This is a genomic window from Blastomonas ursincola (assembly GCF_013607875.1).
Classification (GTDB): domain Bacteria; phylum Pseudomonadota; class Alphaproteobacteria; order Sphingomonadales; family Sphingomonadaceae; genus Blastomonas; species Blastomonas ursincola.
Window position 1 is genome coordinate 287,756 of sequence record NZ_VDES01000002.1, and the last position, 16,500, is coordinate 304,255.

The following is a 16,500-nucleotide window of genomic DNA, read 5'->3' on the forward strand; positions in this document are numbered from 1 at the left end:
TATCGGGTTAACCATAAGCCCGGGGATCCTCCCACAGCTTGCCGGGGGGAGGATCTAATTCTGTCTCAGTCCGCCTGGCCCGAGAGTGCGTCGAGCATTGGGCGGATCGGGGTCAGGTCATAGCCGGCCTGCGCCGCGATGCGGGTGAGCTCGGCAGGGTTCTGCCCCTGCTTGGCCTGGGCGAGCGACCAGAGCAGCGTCGAGCGCGTGCCCGAGCGGCAATAGGCGAGCACCTTGCCGCCGCTTGCTTCGGCCTTGTCCAGCGCCGCGATCATCGCATCGACCTGCGGGGCCGAGAATCCGGCATGGGTGACGGGGATGGAGACATATTCGATCCCGGCAGCCTTTGCCGCCGCCTCGATCTCGGCGCTTTGCGGCGCGCTCGGGTCCTCGCCATCGGGGCGGTTGTTGATGATCAACGTCACGCCTTCCGCCTTTGCCGCCGCCACCTGATCGAGCGTGATCTGCGGCGAAACCTGAACATCATCGGTAAGCGGAGTGAACATGCTTGTCTCTTTCATGGCAGCAGGGGCGGCGGTGGCAGAGGCCAGGATCGGCGGCATCTGCACCGGGGAACGGTCGGACTGGTTGCGGTCCTTGCAGGCGGGCAGCGTCAGCAGAGCGGCGGCCAGCACAAGGGCGGAAATCCTGGAGAGCTTGTCACTCACGAAACGGCTCCCATGCTTTCTCGACCAGGGCGCGAGATGGCGCGTCGGTCGTCGGATCGGCCAGGATCGCGGTATAGCGTTCCTTCAGCCCCGCGCAGCTTTCATCCATCATCGCGTTCAGGAATTCGGCGCGCTCGGCATCATAGGGCGCTTCGCCGGCAAAATGAAGACAGGCTTGCGCGGCGTGCACGAACAGCCGCACGCGATAGGTCGCGCCGGGATGCTGGGGCTCGCCATACATGTCGTTCCATGCGCCGGTGCGCGTCGGTTGCTCCACCTCTGCCGCCTCGGCCTCGACCGGCGGATCGAGCGCTACGCCCTGCAGCGCCAGCGCCGCGAGAATTGCCGCCGTCATCGTCATGCCGCCACCTCTTCCTTCGCGCGTTCCTGCGCCTGGCGTTCCCACATCGCCGCATAGAGCCCGCCGCGGCGCAGCAGTTCGCGGTGTGATCCCTGCTCCGCCACCCGGCCCTTGTCCAGCACGAGGATGCTGTCGGCATGCGTGACTGTGGACAGCCGGTGCGCGATGATCAGCGTGGTGCGCCCTTCGGCCAGCGAGCGCAGCGTATCGAGGATCTCGGCCTCGGTGGCGCTGTCGAGCGCGCTCGTCGCCTCGTCGAAGATGGTCAGCGGCGGGTTCTTGAGCAAGGTGCGCGCGATCGCGACGCGCTGCTTCTCGCCCCCCGACAGCTTGAGCCCGCGCTCGCCGACCTCCGTATCATAGCCCTTGGGCAGCGATTCGATGAACGTGCCGATTGCCGCGCCATGCGCCGCGCGCTCGATCTCCTCCTGCGTCGCGCCCTCGCGGCCATAGCCGATATTATACCCGATGGTGTCGTTGAACAGCACCGTATCCTGCGGCACGATGCCGAGCGCGGCGCGCAGCGAGCCTTGCGTCACCTTGGCGATATCCTGCCCGCCGATCAGGATCTGCCCGGCTTGCGGATCGTAGAAGCGGAAGAGCAGCCGCGCGATCGTCGACTTGCCCGCGCCCGAGGGGCCGACCAGCGCCAGCGTCTGGCCCGGTTCGACCCGGAAGCTCAGACCGTGCAGGATCTGCCGGTCGGGATCATAGCCGAAATCGACATTGCGGAATTCGACCGAGGGCTGGCGGATGTCGAGCGCAGGCGCATTCGGGACATCGACGATCTCGGCGGGGGTATCGATCAGGTCGAACATCGCCGCCATATCCACCAGCCCCTGGCGGATTGTACGATAGACCATGCCGAGCAGGTCGAGCGGGCGGAACAGCTGCATCAGCAGCGTGTTGACGAGCACCAGATCGCCGACGGTGAACTGCCCCCGGCTCCAGCCCCAGATGGTATAGGCCATTGCGCCGGCCATCATCAGGTTGGTGATCAGCGACTGGCCGACATTGAGCAGCGCCAGCGAGTTTTCGGATTTGACCGCCGCATTGGCATAGGTGCGCGCGGCATCGCCATAGCGCTTGGCCTCGCGCTCCTCGGCGGTGAAATATTTGACCGTCTCGTAATTGAGCAGCGAATCGACCGCGCGGGCGAGCTGCTTGCCATCGAGCGTGTTCATCGCCTCGCGCAGATGGTTGCGCCAGTCGGTGATCTTGCGGGTGAAGACGATATAGATCGCCACCATCGCCACCGTTGCCAGCACCAGCCCGAAGCCGAAATTGATCCAGAAGATCACCAGCACCGCGATGAGTTCGAGCACCGTCGGGGCAATGTTGAACAGCAGGAAATAGAGCATCACGTCGATGCTCTTGGTGCCGCGCTCGATCACCTTGGTGACCTCGCCGGTGCGGCGGGCGAGGTGAAAGCGCAGCGACAGCCGGTGCAATTGCACGAAGACGTTCTCGGCGAGCGTCCGCGTTGCTTCCTGGCCGACGCGTTCGAAGACCACGTTGCGCAGATTGTCGAACAGCACCGATCCCAGCCGCGCCGCGCCATAAGCCAGCACCGCGATGATCGCCGCCATCGCCATCGTGGTGCCGTCGATTGTCATCCGGTCGACTGCGGCCTTGTAGGCAAAGGGCATGGAAAGAACCGCCGCCTTGCCCAGCAGCACCATCAGCATCGCGCCGCAGATGCGCAGCTTCAGATCGGGCCGGTCCGCTGGCCAGAGATAAGGCAGGAATCGTCCGAGCGTCTCGCGCAGGGCGGGCGGCGGCGTTCGATCGGCAGAGGAGGGGGTTTGCGGCGGCATGCTATGCCCTCGATAGGGGCGATGGTCGTCGGTTCCAACCCCTTGGCAACAAAAACCGCAATCGCCGATTGGACTGGTTGTTACCCGTAAAATGCAAGTTTTTCAGTGCTTCCGGCCATTTTCATGTCACGTTCGATTGCAAAGTTACATTTCGGCCTATATCCTCATGGAAGCAAACACGGACAAGATAACGGTTCCGGGCGCTTCATCCGTTGCTATCGACAATCCGCCAGCCCTGAAGGGATGACACGCAGGTGAGTGCGCAACCTGAAAGAAGCGCATTGCAGAATGAACTTGGTCTGGTGATGCGCTCGCCGGAGTTCGTCCGCTCACCCGTGTTGCGGCGTTTGCTCGAATATCTTGTCGAACAGACACTTGCGGGCAACGGGGAGCGGCTCAAGGCCTATCAGATTGCGGTCGACGGTCTGGGCCGCGACGACAGCTTCGATCCGCAGAGCGACAGCTATCCGCGCGTGCAGGTCGGGCGGCTGCGCAAGATGCTCGAACTGCATTATGCCGGGCTGTCCGCGCAGGAGGCCGCAGGCCGTCATCGCATCGTCATTCCTGTCGGGCGCTACAATGTCGAGCTGGCGCCCATGGCAGAGCCGGCCGCCGCCGCGCTGGGCGCAGCCGGGCCTCAGTCGCTGCCGAACCCGGGAGGCAATACAGGCGCCTTCGGGGGCGCTGCAGGTGCGGGAGAGATCCAGGGACACGCCCGCTCGCAGGCATCATCCCCGCCGCCATCGGGGATCGACCGGGGCTGGATCCTCTGGGTGGTGCGCATCCTGCTGCTGCTCGGCCTTCTCTACGTCATCTGGTTGCTGGCCAAGCCGGAAACCGCCAGCGAAGAGGCTGCACGGCGCGACATGCGCGGCCAGATTGCGCATGTCACGATCCTGACCGAGCCGGCGAGCGGCAATGATGCGCTCAACACCGCCGCGCAGATTGCCGAAATGCACTTGCAGCGCTTCGAGATGGTCGCGGTGACGAGCGCGGCGCACGAGGATGTCAGCGAGACGGAGAGGGCGCGCGCGTACCAGCTGGTCGTACGCGGCAGCAGTGCTGGTCCTGGAGCGAATGCGCCGATCTTCCTCGCGCTTCGCCACAAGGCGAGCGGGACGACCTTGTGGTCCTATGAGATAAACCATGACGGCACCGAGATCGCGGCGCCGGATGTCGAGCAGGCCATCGGGAACGGCATTTCGGAGGTCGCGCGTTCGGGTGGGGTGATCATCCAGCATCAGCGCAAGCTGCTGGGCGGCGACACGTCCCCCGGTTATCCATGCCTGATCGCCTATGACAGTTTCCGCCAGAGCCGCGATCCCGCGGAGCGGGCCGCGGTGAGCCAGTGCCTCGATGCATCGGCAAAGCTGTTCCCCAACGAATCGCTGGTGCTCCAGGCGCAATCGTTCCTCGAACTGTCGCGGCCGCGCGGCAAGAGCATGGTGCCGCTGACCCCGACCGCCAGGGGGCGTGATCTTGCAGAAGCTGCGTTGCGCAATAACGGAACATCGGCGCTGGCGCAGATCGCGGTGGCGCGCTCGGCCTGGGCGCGGGGCAATTGCCCGCGTGCGATCGCCTTTGCCCGCCGTGCGATCGAGAGCAATCCGCTCGAGCCCGACACGCTGGGTCTTGCAGGCAGCCTGCTCATGGCATGTGGCGACTATCCCGGCGCCGAACCCGTGCTCGAACGCGCGAGCGCGCTGAACGAACAGCCCGGGGGCTATCAGATCTCGTCGCTGGTGATCACGCGCGTCATCAACGGCAAGCGCCCCGAGGCGCTGCAGCTTGCGCTCAGCGCCGAAAAGCCCGAACTGGAGACGCAGCCCAATTTCCTGCTCGCGCGCGCGCTTGCACTCGCCGCCAACGGCCGTGTTGCGGAAGGCCGGGCCGATTGGCGCGCGCTCGAAAAGCTGGTGGGTGCGCCCTCCGGGGCCCCCGCTTCCGATGTGCTGGCGCGGTTCACCATTTCGCCCTTCTTCGCACGTCGCATGCAGGCCGAGGCCGAGGCGACCGGGTTGGTACCTTCGGCAGGCTGACGCGCCTGCAATCCCTGTACAGCGCCGATCCCGATTAATGGGAAATTTTCCCAATAGTCAGCATTCATTCATGTTCTGCGCAGGCCTGAAAAAGGCTAAACCGCTGGAATAGCGTGTCTTTTTCAGTTTGGCACGGCGTGTGCAGAGTATCTGGCATCTCCGGACACACCGACCGGAACCACCAGATACTCACGAAAGGACACCGCCATGACCCTCTTCTCGAACGCCCAGAGCCAGATCGCCGCCGTCGCTCTCGCCATCCTGACCTCCAGCCTGTTCATCGCCGCCAGCGTTGCTCCCGGCGTCGTCGCCTGATCTCCAGCCCGCACCTCAAACCGAAATCGAAAGGACCTTCCCCATGAACATTCTCGCCACCGCACTCGCCACCATCTGCTCGGTCATCCTCGTCGCTACCAGCGTCGGCCCCGGCATCATCGTCTGATCCGCATCGCTTCCAGACCGTCTCGAACACAGGGAACCACCATCATGAACGTCATCGCTTCCGCCCTCGCCGCCATCACCTCGGTCGTCTTCATCGCTGCCAGCATCGGCCCCGGCGTCATCGTCTGACCGCCCTTTCACTCCAACTCCAAGGAAAAGAAACAATGTCGCTCCAGCTTTCCAGCCAGATCGGTGCCGCAGCGCTCGCGATCCTGAGTTCGGCGCTGTTCCTCGCCGCGAGCATCGGCCCCGGCGCGATCGTCTGATCTTGAGCTGATCTGATCAGGCGGCCACAGCCGCCGCAAGCGCCCGGCCCGAGGCCCAGGCGCTCTCGATCCGGGGTCCGATCAGCCAGTCGCCGCTGACCCCCAGCCTCGAACCTTCATCCCACAGCATCGTCCGCCCGGCTGCGCCCGACAGCGCATAGCGCCAGCGATGTGCCTGCACGATCAGTGTTTCGGGAAGCGCGACACCTGTCGCCGCCGCCAGATCGGCGACCAGCGCCGCGATCACGCTGTCGGCCTCGTCCTCGAGATGCGCCGCCGACCAGGCGGGCGATCCCTGGACGACCCAGCTTTCCGGTCCCGTGCGCCCCGGCTTGGCGCTGTTGCGCGCCGCCCAACCGATCGTGCCTGCGTTGCGCAGGCAATCGGGACCAAAATCGACTCGTTCGGCAAAACTTGCCATGACCGTCCAGCACGGCTGCGATACCGTGGCCTCGGCCAGCGCCGCCCATTCGGGGGCATGGGAGGCCAGCAGCGGCGCGACCTGCTCTGCCGGGACGGCGACGATCGCGGTATCGAAACTCTCGCTGCCCGCGTCGTGCTCGAACCGCCAACTTGCGCCCTCGCGCACGATCCGCTCGATCCGGCAGTTCCAGCGGACATCGTGCGCTGCCGCCTCGGCCTTGATGATCGCGTTCATGCCCGGGGTACCGACCCAGGCATTGTCGCCCGCCGCCGCCCAGCGCGCCGCGACACCATCGGCCTCCCAGCGTTCGACCGTTTCGGCAAAACCGGCGTCGCGCACGGTGAAATATTGCGCGCCATGGTCGAAAAACGCCATGCCCTGCGCGGTTTCGGTCCGGCGGGTGGACATGCGGCCGCCCGGGCCGCGCGCCTTGTCGAACAATATGACCGCGTACCCCGCCTCTGCCAGCCCGCGCGCAGCGGTCAGCCCGGCCAGCCCGGCTCCGATGATCCCGATTCTCATGTCTCAGCGCCTCAGCAGGAAGACCGCGTGCTCGGCGAGCAGATTGGCCATGCCGCGCGATGTCGGCTTGCCGCCCGAAAGAAACCATTGCCCGTCGCAGGCCCAGCCGCGCGCCGCGATCAGATCACGGAAATCCTCGATGCTGACATGGTGGATATTGGGCGTGTCGTACCAGCTTTCGGGCAGCAGCCTGGTGACCGGCATCCGGCCCTGCGTCGCCAGCGACAGGCGGATGCGCCAATGCGCGAAATTGGGGAAGCTGACGAACGCCTGCCGCCCGATGCGCAGCAGCTGTTCCAGCACCAGATGCGGCGCGCGCGTGGTCTGCAGCGTCTGGCTGAGGATCGCGTAATCGACGCTGTCCGACGGATAATCGGCAAGATCGGTATCGGCATCGCCCTGGATCACCGAAAGGCCGCGCGCTACCGCGGCGCTCACATTGGCCGGGTCGAGCTCGAGCCCGCGCGCGCGCACCTGGCGCGTGTCGCGCAGTGCCGCCATCAGCGCGCCGTCGCCGCACCCGATATCGAGCACACGCGCGCCGGGCGTCACGTTCTGGGCGATGATCTGGAGGTCGGGGCGCAATCCGGTCACGCGTTCGCCCCGGCGCGCAGGAAACCATCGACGATGCGGTTCATCTCCGGGCATTCGAGCAGGAAGGCGTCATGGCCGAAGGGCGAGGACAGTTCGACAAAGCTCACCTCGGCTCCGGCGGCGTTGAGCGCGTGGACGATCCGCCGCGATTCCGCGGTGGGATACAGCCAGTCGGTATCGAAGCTGATCAGGCAGAAGCGCGTCCTGGTGCCCATGAACGCCTTGGCGAGCACCCCGTCATGCGGTTCGGCGAGGTCGAAATAGTCCATCGCACGGGTGATGTAGAGATAGCTGTTGGCATCGAACCGGTCGACGAAACTGATGCCCTGATGGCGCAGATAGGACTGGATCTGGAAATCCGCATCGAAGCCGAAGCTGCTGCCGCTGCAATCCTTGCCGCTCTTGTCCTGCAACCGGCGGCCGAATTTCTCGGTCAGTCCGGCTTCGGAGAGGTACGTGATATGCGCGGCCATGCGCGCGACGGCCAGGCCCGATGCGGGCACGTCGCCATCGGCATAATAGGCCCCCTTGCGCCAGCGCGGGTCGGCCATGATGGCCTGGCGGCCGACCTCGTGAAACGCGATGTTCTGCGCCGAGTGCCGCGCGGTCGAGGCGATGACGAGCGCGGCGCGGACACGGTCGGGATAAAGCACCGGCCAGCTGATCGCCTGCATGCCCCCCATCGAGCCGCCGATGACGGCGGACAGCACCGGAATGCCGAGATAATCGAGCAGCAGCGCCTGCGCGCGCACCATATCGGCGATCGACAGCACCGGAAAATCCATGCCCCAGGGCTCGCCGGTGGCAGGGTTCACCGTTGCCGGGCCCGATGAGCCCATGCAGCTGCCGATGACATTGGCGCAGATGATGAAGTCGCGCGACGGATCGACCGGCTTGCCTTCTCCCACCAGCCGCTGCCACCAGCCGGGCTTGCCGGTGATCGGGTGCGTCGAGGCGACATACTGGTCGCCGGTCAGCGCATGGCAGATCAGGATGGCATTGCTCTTGTCGGCATTGAGCGTGCCATAGGTCTCGTACGCGATCTGCACCGGCGCGAGCGCGGCACCGCAATCGAGCGGCAGCGGCCCGAGCAGCGTGATCCGCCGGTCGAGGCCGAACCGTTCGTCGGAAAGAGAGGCAGATGCGCTCGCCATGGGCGGCGGGCTTGGCGTCAAGCCGTGCGGCTGTCAATGGGGCGTGAATATCGGCGCGCGTTGCGACATTCAGAACAGCCCTTCGATCTCGCCCTGCGCGTCGAGACGGATCGTTTCGGCGGCGGGGATCCGGGGCAGCCCCGGCATGGTCATGATCTCGCCGCAGATCGCCACGACAAAGCCGGCACCCGCGCTCAGCCGCACCTCGCGCACCGGCAGGACATGGCCCGTCGGTGCACCGAGCAGCGTCGGATCGGCGGAGAAGCTGTACTGCGTCTTGGCCATGCACACCGGCAGGTGGCCGTATCCCGCCTCTTCCCAGCGCTGGAGCTGCGCCAGCACGGCGGGCGTCGCGGAAACGCCCTCGGCGCGGTAGATGCGCTTTGCCACCGTCTCGATCTTGTCGATCAGCGGCAGCGCATCGTCATAGAGCGGCTTGAACTGCGCCTCGCCGCCGGCTGCAATCCGCGCGACCGCGTGTGCCAGGCTCTCCGCGCCCGCACCGCCTTCGGCCCAGTGGCGGCACAGATGCGCTTCGCAGCCCTGCGCCTCGGCCACTTCGCGCAGCACCGCGATCTCGGCCTCGCTGTCGCTGTGGAAATGGTTGATCGCGACGACGACGGGCACGCCGAACTGGCGCACATTCTCGATATGGCGGATGAGGTTGACGCTGCCGCACCGCACCGCCTCGACATCCTCATGGCCAAGCTCGGCCTTGGCGATGCCGCCATTCATCTTGAGCGCGCGCACGGTCGCCACGATCACCGCCGCGGCCGGGGCGAGTCCGGCCTGGCGGCACTTGATGTCGAAGAATTTCTCCGCGCCCAGGTCCGCGCCGAACCCCGCCTCGGTTACCACGAAATCGCCCAGCGCCAGCGCGGCGCGCGTCGCGATCACCGAATTGCAGCCATGCGCGATATTGGCGAACGGCCCGCCGTGCAGCAGCGCCGGGTTGCCCTCGAGCGTCTGCACCAGATTGGGCTTGATCGCTTGGGCGAGCAGCACCGCCATCGCGCCTGCCGCCTTGAGGTCGCTCGCGGTGACCGGCTGACGCTGCCGCGTATAGCCGATGACGATGCGCCCCAGCCGTTCCTCCAGATCGTCGAGATCGCGCGCCAGGCACAGGATCGCCATCACCTCGGACGCGACGGTGATGTCGAAGCCGCTTTCGCGTGGGAAGCCGTTGCCGACGCCGCCTGTCGATTGGACGATCTGCCGCAGCGCGCGGTCGTTGATGTCGAGCACCCGCCGCCAGACGACGCGGCGCACGTCGATATCGAGCGCATTGCCCCAGTGGATATGGTTGTCGATCATTGCGGCGAGCAGATTGTGCGCCGAGGTGATCGCGTGGAAATCGCCGGTGAAATGCAGGTTGATGTCTTCCATCGGCCCGACCTGCGCATAGCCGCCGCCGGTCGCGCCGCCCTTGGTGCCGAAACAGGGGCCGAGCGAGGGTTCGCGCAGCGCGAGCACCGTCTTGTGGCCGATGCGGTTCAGGGCATCGGCGAGACCCACCGATGTCGTGGTCTTGCCCTCGCCCGCGGGCGTGGGATTGATCGCGGTGACCAGGATCAGCCTGCCTCTCGGTTCGGCGCCGTCGAGTCCGGCCGCCTTGAGGTCGATCTTGGCCTTGTAATGGCCATAAGGTTCGACCGCTGCTTCTTCGAGACCCAGCCTCTCGGCGATGACGGAGATGCGCTGCAAGCTGGCGGCGCGCGAAATCTGGATATCGGTGAGCATGAAGAGGGTGTCCGACGTTTCAGCAGGGTGCCGTTCTCCGGCGAAAGCCGGAGTCGAGGGCTAGGTTGCGCCCTGGCCGCTCTGGGCTCCGGCTTTCGCCGGAGAACGGCCGGGACGCGTTCAGCGCCTGTCTAGTGGTCCGATTCTGACCTTCGGTACCGTGTGAAGCCAGGCTGTGCTCGAATGTCAGAATCTCTTTGGACCACTAGATGTTTTTGGTTCTAGTGGATTTTACGATTTTGACATTTGCAGACCTATCCCAGCCGCAAAGGGATGCAAATGTCAAAATCAATCCACTAGACACAGCCACTCCGGCCAGGCAGGCGCCGCCGTTCAGCGGACGATGATTTCCACCCGGCGGTTGCCGCCATTCTCGGTCTCGTCGGGGGTGGGGAAGCGCAACTCGGTCTCGCCCCGTCCCGTCGTGGTGATGACCTCGGCCGGGAAGCCCAGCTGCACCAGCCGTCCCTTGATCTCGTCGGCGCGCTTCTGCGACAGGGTAAGGTTATACTCGGGCTTGCCGACGGTATCGGTATAGCCGATGATCTCGAGCTCCGCGCCGGGCCGCGCCTTGAAATGCTCGGCAAGGGCATCGATCATCCCTTCCGATCCTGGTGCCAGCACGGTCGTGTCGGGAATGAAATACATGGTGAAGCGCGCCGGTGGCGGCGGCAGATTGGCGATCAGGCTGCGCTCCTCGGGCTTGAGCGCCGCCTCGCCGACGCCCTTGGGACGCGGCGCACAGCCCGAAAGCCTGGTGCGGGTGAACGATCCCGCAATGGTCGATCCGTCGGGATTGCCGCATTTCTCGTCGATGACCGCCAGCGCACCCTCGTTCGAGCCGTCCTCGTTGTTCATCAGCAGCAGCGAAGGCCCGGCACAGCCGGCCAGGGTCAGCGCGACCAGCGCGATCGAAAGCCCCCTTGCGCGCATCATTCGGGCACGTTGATGATGAAGCGGGTGCCGCGCACGCCGAGCAACGAGGTCGGGGTGCGCACCTTCATCGCGTCGCGCCGCGACTTGGCGATCTGGCCCGAAACGACGCCCAGCGATCCGCGCTCGACCCGGGTCTCGAAGGCGCCGGAGCGGGTGGTGCGGTCGAAGTCGAACTTGTCGACCGCAATGCGGCTGTTGGGGCCGACCGAAAAACGGGTATTGTCGGCAAAGGCGACCGCGATCTGCCCGCCCTTGCCGGTGACGAGCACGTCGCCCGGCAGGAGCGAGGTGCCAACCGCGGCATTGATCCGCGTGCCCTTGCGTTCGATCTGCGCGGCGCCGGCAGTTTTCTTGACCCGGCCGATATCGGCCCAGGCGGGTTGAGCGGTCATGGCCAGCAGCGAAAGTGATACAAGCAGTACGCGTCTCATATTAGGCATCCCCACTTGCCCGCATACATGGCATAAACTGCGCCATGACGTCGCGCAATTTCAATCCGTATCGCTGCGATCTGGACGGCAATGGTCCCGAATCGATACATCGCGCGGTCGCGCAGGCGCAGGCTTTTGCCGAAGAACATAGCCTGTCCCCCATGCTCAGCGCAAAGCTTGCCGTTCTGGTCGAAGAAGCTGTTACGAATGTTTACGAGCATGGCGCGGTGGAAGGCGCGTTGTCCGGCTGGCTGGAGCTCTATCCTGACCCGGCGGGAATCTGCATCATCCTGGCCGACAATGGCCGTCCGTTTGACCCGCGCGAAGCTGACGAGTTCGACGCGCCGAACGCGGAGCGCGGTGGCGGAGCCGGGCTCGCGATGATCCGCGCGTGGGCAGAGATTGCCGATTACCGGCGCGAGGACGGCTTCAATCTGCTCGAACTCGTGCTGCTCGGCTGAGCGTCGGCGCGACAGGCGGCGTTCAGGTCTCTGCCACCAGCGGGTTGATCGCGCCCTTGAGCTGGCTGCGCTGGTCGATCAGCCGCGCCATCTCGCCCTCGCCGGTGCGCAGCCGGGTCGGTGTCGTGCCCGCAAACAGCTTGAGCTCGCGGATCATGTGCGACTGGTCGTAGAACGCGTCGCGCAGATAGTCTGCCTCGTCGGGCTCGGCATCGATCAGCGAACGCGCGGCGCGCGATATTTGCGCGACAGATATTTGGGCGGCATCCCGTAAAGCTGTTTCACCCGGCGGGTCAGCTGACGTTCGGAAAGATCGCTCTGGGCGTGCAGGTCGGTGACCATCGGCGATACGCTGGAGGCGAGCCAGGCATCGACCATGCGGGTGAATTCGACCATCTCAGGCGAGACCTGATCGACAAAGCCCTGGATGATCTCATCAGCGGCAGCCGTCATCTGCGGCAGGGTATCGAGAGTGCGCAGCAATGCCATGCGCTCTTCGATTCGTGGGAACACGGTGGCTGCAGGCACCACCTTGTCGACGAAATCGGCAGCGTTGGCATGGGTGAAGGCGCCCCATCCGGCGGCGGTAATGCCCATGCCGAACATGTGGAACGGCCCCTCGATCTCGAATCGCACCGCTGCGGTGGTTGGTCCGACCAGCACGGCCCCGGTGCACACGGTCGAACTGCCGTCGGGCATGTGCAGCGTCACGCGTCCGCCGGTCGCCATGCGCAGCTGAGCAATCGCCGCGCGCTCCCCGTCCACCACCAGGGGTTCGGGGCAGGTGAGGCGATAATAGACGGAGACGAACTCTCTCAGCGGTTCGCTGGGCAGCGCATATTCAAGATGTGGCATTGGCGACCCCAATCGGCCGTACGACAGGCGCGGCGTTTGCGCCGTCCTCCTCTCGCCGGATTTATCTTTCTGTCGACCCGGGCGAGGGTATAGCTCCAAATCGGACCAAAAAAAAGGCGACCCCGAAAAAATCAGGGTCGCCTGTTAGGAAAAGAACTCTCGGCGTCTCCGCCTTGAGCCCTTCGGGTCGCAAGGCGGTATATAATCGCAAGCGAGTCAGGGCGATTGGACAGATTCGACATTCTGAAAAATCGTGCAAAATCGGGCGCCTGCCCTGAAACGCCGCAAAACCGGGGTTTTCAGCCGCCCGCCTGGATCCAGGCGTCGATCCGCTCCTCGAGCACCGTCAGCGGCACCGGTCCGCTCCGCAGAACGGCATCGTGGAACCGCGCGAAACTGAACTTCGGTCCCAGCTGCTTTTGCGCCTTGTCGCGAAGCTCCATGATCTTGAGCTTGCCGATCATGTACGCGGTCGCCTGGCCGGGATAGACGACATAGCGCTCGATCGCCTTGGAGATGTCGCCCGGCGGATTGGGGGTGTTGTCGGTGAGATACTGGATCGCCTGTTCGCGGCTCCAGCGCTTGTGGTGAATGCCGGTATCGACCACCAGGCGGCAGGCGCGCCACAATTCCATGCCCAGTCGTCCGAAGTCCGAATAGGGATCTTCGTAAAAGCCCATGTCCTTGCCCAGCTCTTCCGAATAGAGCCCCCAGCCCTCGGTATAGGCGGTGACCCCGCCAAAGCGCCGGAAGGGCGGCAAGTCGCCGAGTTCCGTCTGCACGGCGCGCTGCAGGTGATGCCCGGGCAGCCCCTCGTGATAGGCCAGCGCCTCGAGCTCGGTCGAGGCCATGTCCTTGAGATTGTAGAGGTTCACATAATAGGTGCCGGGGCGCGAGCCATCGGGCGCGGGGCTTTGGTAGAAGGCCTTGCCTGCCGATTTCTCACGGAATGCCTCGACCGCCTTCACCGTCAGCGGGGCCTTGGGCAGCGTCGCGAAATAGTCTGGCAGTTTCGCCTGCATCGCCTTCAGCTTGGTATCGACCGTGGCGAGATAGTCCTCGCGCGTCTTGAAATAGAAGCGGTCGTCGGTGCGGACAAAGGCGAAGAACTCCTGCAGGCTGCCCTTGAACCCGACCTTCTTCATGATCTCGCGCATTTCCCCGTGAATGCGCGCAACATTGTCGAGCCCGATCTGGTGGATCTGGTCGGCAGAAAGGTCGGTGGTGGTGTAATTGGCGAGCAGCTGGGCGTAATAGGCCGCGCCGTCCTTGAGCCGCCAGATGCCGTCGTCGGTCGGTGCAATCGCCTGCTGCCGTTCCATTTCGGCGATCAGTCGCTCATAGGCCGGCTTGACGCTTGTGGTCAGCGCCTGTCGCCCCGCCTCGATCAGCGCCGCCTTTTCGGGCGCGGCGATGGCCAGCGCCTCGACCTTCTTGGTCAGGTCGGCAAGCAGCGTCGAGGGGGCACCGTTGTCGAACGGCGCGCCCTTGATGACGTTGCGCGCATCGTCGAGGACGAAAGGGTAGACCCATTTCGGCGGCATCACGCCCGCTTCCGAGCGTTGCCTGGCTTCGGCGACCAGCGCATCCATCTGCGGGCCCATGCCCTGCAGCCGCTGGACATAGGCCTCGGCATCGGCCCTGGTCTTGACGCTGTGGATGTTGATCAGGAACGCGGGCATCTGGCTCTGCGCGCCGTTCATCTGGTCGAAGATATAGTCGTTCTTGCGATACGGGTGCGCGCGCGCCGCACGCTCGGCCTGATATTCGAACAGGCGATAGCTCAGCCGGTCTTCGGGCGAGAGCTTTGCCGGGTCGAACCGCGCCTTCATCGTCGCCAGCGCCTTCTGGCCGCGCGCGAATGCCGCGGCCTCGGCGGCATCCGAGGGGTCGTTCCACTTGCCGTAATCACCGTCGCGAATGCCGCGATAGGCCTTGCCCTGCGGCGCGGCGGCGAGATTCTCGGCATCGACCTGGTCGAAGAACGCCTTGAGTTCGGCGTTCTGCGCAGCGGCCTCGGCAGGCGCGCTCTGGGCGCTTGCGGAGACGGTCAAGGCAAGCGGACTGGCCGCGAGAAAAAGGGCAAGGGCGATCGGGCGCAGGGTCATGAAGCGACTTTCCGTTATTTCGTGAAGGGTTAATGGCGAAGCTATCGGGAGTTACCGCATGCGTAAACCGTCTCGCCGCCGCTTGACCATCGGCCCGTCGCAAAGCCATAGGGCGGCATGCTGTTCTCGCTCGCCCGGCCCGCCCTTTTCCTGCTCGATGGCGAGGATGCCCATCGGCTGACCATCGCGGGCCTTCGCCTGATGCCCGCCTCTTCGCCGCCCCGGCCCGACCCGGTGCTGGCGATGCGCGTGGCCGGGCTCGATTTTCCGACACCGGTGGGGCTCGCACCCGGCTTCGACAAGAATGCCGAGGCACCGCACGCGATGTTCGGCTTCGGCTTCGGCTTTGTCGAGATCGGCACGGTGACGCCGCTGCCCCAGGCGGGCAATCCGCGGCCCAGGCTGTTCCGTCTTGCCGAGGACAAGGCGGTGATCAACCGCATGGGGTTCAACAATGACGGCGCGGAGGCCGTGGTCGCGCGGCTCAAGGCCGGGCAGGGGCGCAAGGGGATCATCGGCGTCAATATCGGCGCGAACAAGGAATCGGCCGATCGCATCGCCGATTATGCGGTGATGACGCGGACCATGGCGCCGCTCGCGCGCTATCTCACGGTGAACATTTCCTCGCCCAACACGCCGGGCCTGCGCGCGCTGCAGGACGCCGCTGCCCTTTCCGCCCTGCTCGATGCGGTGATCGAGGCGCGGGGCTCGCACGGCTGTCCGGTCTTCCTCAAGCTCGCGCCCGATCTGGAAGCGGCGGATATCGACGACATCACCCGCATCGCGATCGACAAGCGGCTTGATGCGCTGATCGTGTCGAACACCACGATCTCGCGCCCCGCCCTGCGCTCGCGGCATGCAGGCGAGGCGGGCGGGCTTTCGGGCGCGCCGTTGCGCGACTTGGCGCAGCAGCGGCTCAAGGATTTCCGGCAAGCCAGCGGCGGCGCGATCCCGCTGATCGGCGTCGGCGGCATTGCCAGCGCCGAGGACGCCTATGCCCGCATTCGGGCCGGAGCCTCGCTGGTGCAGCTCTACTCGGCGCTGGTCTATGAGGGGCCGGGCCTGGCCGCGCGGATCAACCGCGGGCTGAAGGCGTTGCTCCAGCGCGATGGCTTTGCGTCGCTGGCCGAGGCGGTCGGGACCGGCTGAAGGTTTTAGGGATCACGCGAAGACGCGAAGCCGCGAAGACGTTCTGAGCATTCCGTTCTCCGGCGAAAGCCGGAGCCCAAGAGTGGATGGACGAAAGCGTGCCTTCTGGATTCCGGCTTTCGCCGGAAAACGATGATCCTTCGCGCCTTCGCGCCTTCGCGTCTTCGCGTGAAACCCAGCGAACCTGCCGAGATTGATCGGCCCGCTCGATCAACATCGTGCAAAACCATCATTGGCAGTCTAAATTGCAAATGATTATCAATACTCATGTACACTCGACAGGAGTTTCGCCATGCCCCGCGATCTTGCCAAGACTCTCAGCTATCTCGCGGTGCACCTCACCGTGGGCTTTTCGGTCGCCTATGCGTTCACCGGGTCGATCGAGATCGCCAGCGGCCTCGCGATCATCGAACCGATGATCAACGCGGTCGCGTTCTTCTTCCACGAGAAGCTCTGGGCGCGTGGGGGATCCCCGCGACCGAGGGAGGTCTTGGCTGCCTGATGCGGTGCTTGCCGCATCGCACCATGGCGGTA

At 65.1% G+C, this 16,500-nt stretch carries 17 protein-coding genes; 4 read left to right on the top strand and 13 right to left on the bottom strand.

Annotated elements, in window-relative coordinates; translation table 11 throughout:
- Positions 1-65: 65 nt before the first annotated feature.
- The 3 genes from FG486_RS07430 to FG486_RS07440 all read right to left on the bottom strand — a co-directional run bounded on the left by FG486_RS07430 (position 66) and on the right by FG486_RS07440 (position 2,846).
- Positions 66-506 (bottom strand): protein tyrosine phosphatase family protein, encoded by a 441-nt coding sequence (locus FG486_RS07430; RefSeq protein WP_181267925.1) that lies wholly within the window; start codon positions 504-506, stop codon positions 66-68.
- 154 nt (positions 507-660) lie between these two features.
- Positions 661-1,029: a hypothetical protein gene (locus FG486_RS07435; RefSeq protein WP_181267090.1), complete on the bottom strand. Its 369-nt coding sequence runs from the start codon at positions 1,027-1,029 to the stop codon at positions 661-663.
- Entirely contained in the window at positions 1,026-2,846 is a 1,821-nt protein-coding gene (locus FG486_RS07440; RefSeq protein ID WP_181267091.1) for an ABCB family ABC transporter ATP-binding protein/permease, read from the bottom strand. The genes FG486_RS07435 and FG486_RS07440 overlap by 4 nt, the downstream gene beginning before the upstream one ends.
- 281 nt (positions 2,847-3,127) lie before the next feature.
- On the opposite strand from FG486_RS07440, the gene FG486_RS07445 reads away from it, so the two are divergent.
- Entirely contained in the window at positions 3,128-4,885 is a 1,758-nt protein-coding gene (locus tag FG486_RS07445; RefSeq protein WP_181267092.1) for a tetratricopeptide repeat protein, read from the top strand.
- A 431-nt stretch (positions 4,886-5,316) separates the two neighbouring features.
- On the opposite strand, the gene FG486_RS18270 is transcribed toward FG486_RS07445, so the two are convergent.
- From FG486_RS18270 to FG486_RS07475, 7 genes are all read right to left on the bottom strand, one after another.
- The gene (locus FG486_RS18270; protein WP_277816973.1) at positions 5,317-5,448 is read right to left on the bottom strand and encodes a hypothetical protein; all 132 of its coding nucleotides are present in this window, start codon (positions 5,446-5,448) and stop codon (positions 5,317-5,319) included.
- Between the two features lie 160 nt (positions 5,449-5,608).
- Positions 5,609-6,538, bottom strand: coding sequence for an NAD(P)/FAD-dependent oxidoreductase (locus FG486_RS07450; RefSeq protein WP_181267093.1), 930 nt, complete (start codon positions 6,536-6,538; stop codon positions 5,609-5,611).
- Positions 6,539-6,541: 3 nt separating this feature from the next.
- Complete coding sequence (gene metW, locus FG486_RS07455; RefSeq protein ID WP_338401588.1) at positions 6,542-7,132, bottom strand: methionine biosynthesis protein MetW; 591 nt, start codon at positions 7,130-7,132, stop codon at positions 6,542-6,544.
- A complete protein-coding gene (gene metX / locus FG486_RS07460) occupies positions 7,129-8,286 on the bottom strand; it encodes a homoserine O-acetyltransferase MetX (RefSeq protein WP_181267095.1) in 1,158 nt (385 codons plus the stop codon). Before metX ends, metW begins: the two co-directional genes overlap by 4 nt.
- Positions 8,287-8,355: 69 nt before the next feature.
- Positions 8,356-10,026 (bottom strand): formate--tetrahydrofolate ligase, encoded by a 1,671-nt coding sequence (locus FG486_RS07465; protein WP_181267096.1) that lies wholly within the window; start codon positions 10,024-10,026, stop codon positions 8,356-8,358.
- Between the two features lie 333 nt (positions 10,027-10,359).
- Positions 10,360-10,962, bottom strand: a complete 603-nt coding sequence (locus FG486_RS07470) for an OmpA family protein (RefSeq protein ID WP_181267097.1) — start codon at positions 10,960-10,962, stop codon at positions 10,360-10,362.
- Positions 10,959-11,354, bottom strand: a complete 396-nt coding sequence (locus FG486_RS07475) for a FecR family protein (protein WP_231750080.1) — start codon at positions 11,352-11,354, stop codon at positions 10,959-10,961. The genes FG486_RS07470 and FG486_RS07475 overlap by 4 nt, the downstream gene beginning before the upstream one ends.
- Positions 11,355-11,437: 83 nt before the next feature.
- Here FG486_RS07475 and FG486_RS07480 point away from each other — a divergent pair, with 83 nt between their 5' ends.
- Complete coding sequence (locus FG486_RS07480) at positions 11,438-11,854, top strand: ATP-binding protein (RefSeq protein ID WP_066279128.1); 417 nt, start codon at positions 11,438-11,440, stop codon at positions 11,852-11,854.
- A gap of 22 nt (positions 11,855-11,876) precedes the next feature.
- Here the strand turns inward: FG486_RS07480 and FG486_RS18275 are convergent, their stop codons facing one another.
- The 3 genes from FG486_RS18275 to FG486_RS07490 form a co-directional block, all read right to left on the bottom strand.
- Positions 11,877-12,011 (bottom strand): hypothetical protein, encoded by a 135-nt coding sequence (locus FG486_RS18275; RefSeq protein ID WP_277816974.1) that lies wholly within the window; start codon positions 12,009-12,011, stop codon positions 11,877-11,879.
- Between the two features lie 59 nt (positions 12,012-12,070).
- On the bottom strand, positions 12,071-12,709 hold the full coding sequence (locus tag FG486_RS07485; RefSeq protein ID WP_181267098.1) for a DUF6597 domain-containing transcriptional factor: 639 nt from the start codon (positions 12,707-12,709) through the stop codon (positions 12,071-12,073).
- Positions 12,710-13,008: 299 nt separating this feature from the next.
- Positions 13,009-14,817, bottom strand: coding sequence for a DUF885 domain-containing protein (locus FG486_RS07490; protein WP_181267099.1), 1,809 nt, complete (start codon positions 14,815-14,817; stop codon positions 13,009-13,011).
- A 117-nt stretch (positions 14,818-14,934) separates the two neighbouring features.
- Between FG486_RS07490 and FG486_RS07495 the strand changes: the two genes are divergently transcribed.
- Both FG486_RS07495 and FG486_RS07500 read left to right on the top strand, forming a co-directional pair.
- On the top strand, positions 14,935-15,966 hold the full coding sequence (locus FG486_RS07495; protein WP_181267100.1) for a quinone-dependent dihydroorotate dehydrogenase: 1,032 nt from the start codon (positions 14,935-14,937) through the stop codon (positions 15,964-15,966).
- 292 nt (positions 15,967-16,258) lie between these two features.
- A complete protein-coding gene (locus FG486_RS07500; RefSeq protein ID WP_181267101.1) occupies positions 16,259-16,468 on the top strand; it encodes a DUF2061 domain-containing protein in 210 nt (69 codons plus the stop codon).
- The last annotated feature ends 32 nt before the right edge of the window (positions 16,469-16,500 follow it).

What these genes read in the sequence shown, in the direction of transcription:
- FG486_RS07430 (WP_181267925.1), bottom strand. Translation starts at nt 506, where the DNA reads ATGTTCACTCCGCTTACCGATGATGTTCAGGTTTCGCCGCAGATCACG.
- FG486_RS07435 (WP_181267090.1), bottom strand. Translation starts at nt 1,029, where the DNA reads ATGACGATGACGGCGGCAATTCTCGCGGCGCTGGCGCTGCAGGGCGTA.
- FG486_RS07440 (WP_181267091.1), bottom strand. Translation starts at nt 2,846, where the DNA reads ATGCCGCCGCAAACCCCCTCCTCTGCCGATCGAACGCCGCCGCCCGCC.
- FG486_RS18270 (WP_277816973.1), bottom strand. Translation starts at nt 5,448, where the DNA reads ATGACGCCGGGGCCGATGCTGGCAGCGATGAAGACGACCGAGGTGATG.
- FG486_RS07450 (WP_181267093.1), bottom strand. Translation starts at nt 6,538, where the DNA reads ATGAGAATCGGGATCATCGGAGCCGGGCTGGCCGGGCTGACCGCTGCG.
- metX (WP_181267095.1), bottom strand. Translation starts at nt 8,286, where the DNA reads ATGGCGAGCGCATCTGCCTCTCTTTCCGACGAACGGTTCGGCCTCGAC.
- FG486_RS07465 (WP_181267096.1), bottom strand. Translation starts at nt 10,026, where the DNA reads ATGCTCACCGATATCCAGATTTCGCGCGCCGCCAGCTTGCAGCGCATC.
- FG486_RS07470 (WP_181267097.1), bottom strand. Translation starts at nt 10,962, where the DNA reads ATGATGCGCGCAAGGGGGCTTTCGATCGCGCTGGTCGCGCTGACCCTG.
- FG486_RS07475 (WP_231750080.1), bottom strand. Translation starts at nt 11,354, where the DNA reads ATGACCGCTCAACCCGCCTGGGCCGATATCGGCCGGGTCAAGAAAACT.
- FG486_RS07480 (WP_066279128.1), top strand. Translation starts at nt 11,438, where the DNA reads ATGACGTCGCGCAATTTCAATCCGTATCGCTGCGATCTGGACGGCAAT.
- FG486_RS18275 (WP_277816974.1), bottom strand. Translation starts at nt 12,011, where the DNA reads ATGATCCGCGAGCTCAAGCTGTTTGCGGGCACGACACCGACCCGGCTG.
- FG486_RS07485 (WP_181267098.1), bottom strand. Translation starts at nt 12,709, where the DNA reads ATGCCACATCTTGAATATGCGCTGCCCAGCGAACCGCTGAGAGAGTTC.
- FG486_RS07490 (WP_181267099.1), bottom strand. Translation starts at nt 14,817, where the DNA reads ATGACCCTGCGCCCGATCGCCCTTGCCCTTTTTCTCGCGGCCAGTCCG.
- FG486_RS07495 (WP_181267100.1), top strand. Translation starts at nt 14,935, where the DNA reads ATGCTGTTCTCGCTCGCCCGGCCCGCCCTTTTCCTGCTCGATGGCGAG.
- FG486_RS07500 (WP_181267101.1), top strand. Translation starts at nt 16,259, where the DNA reads ATGCCCCGCGATCTTGCCAAGACTCTCAGCTATCTCGCGGTGCACCTC.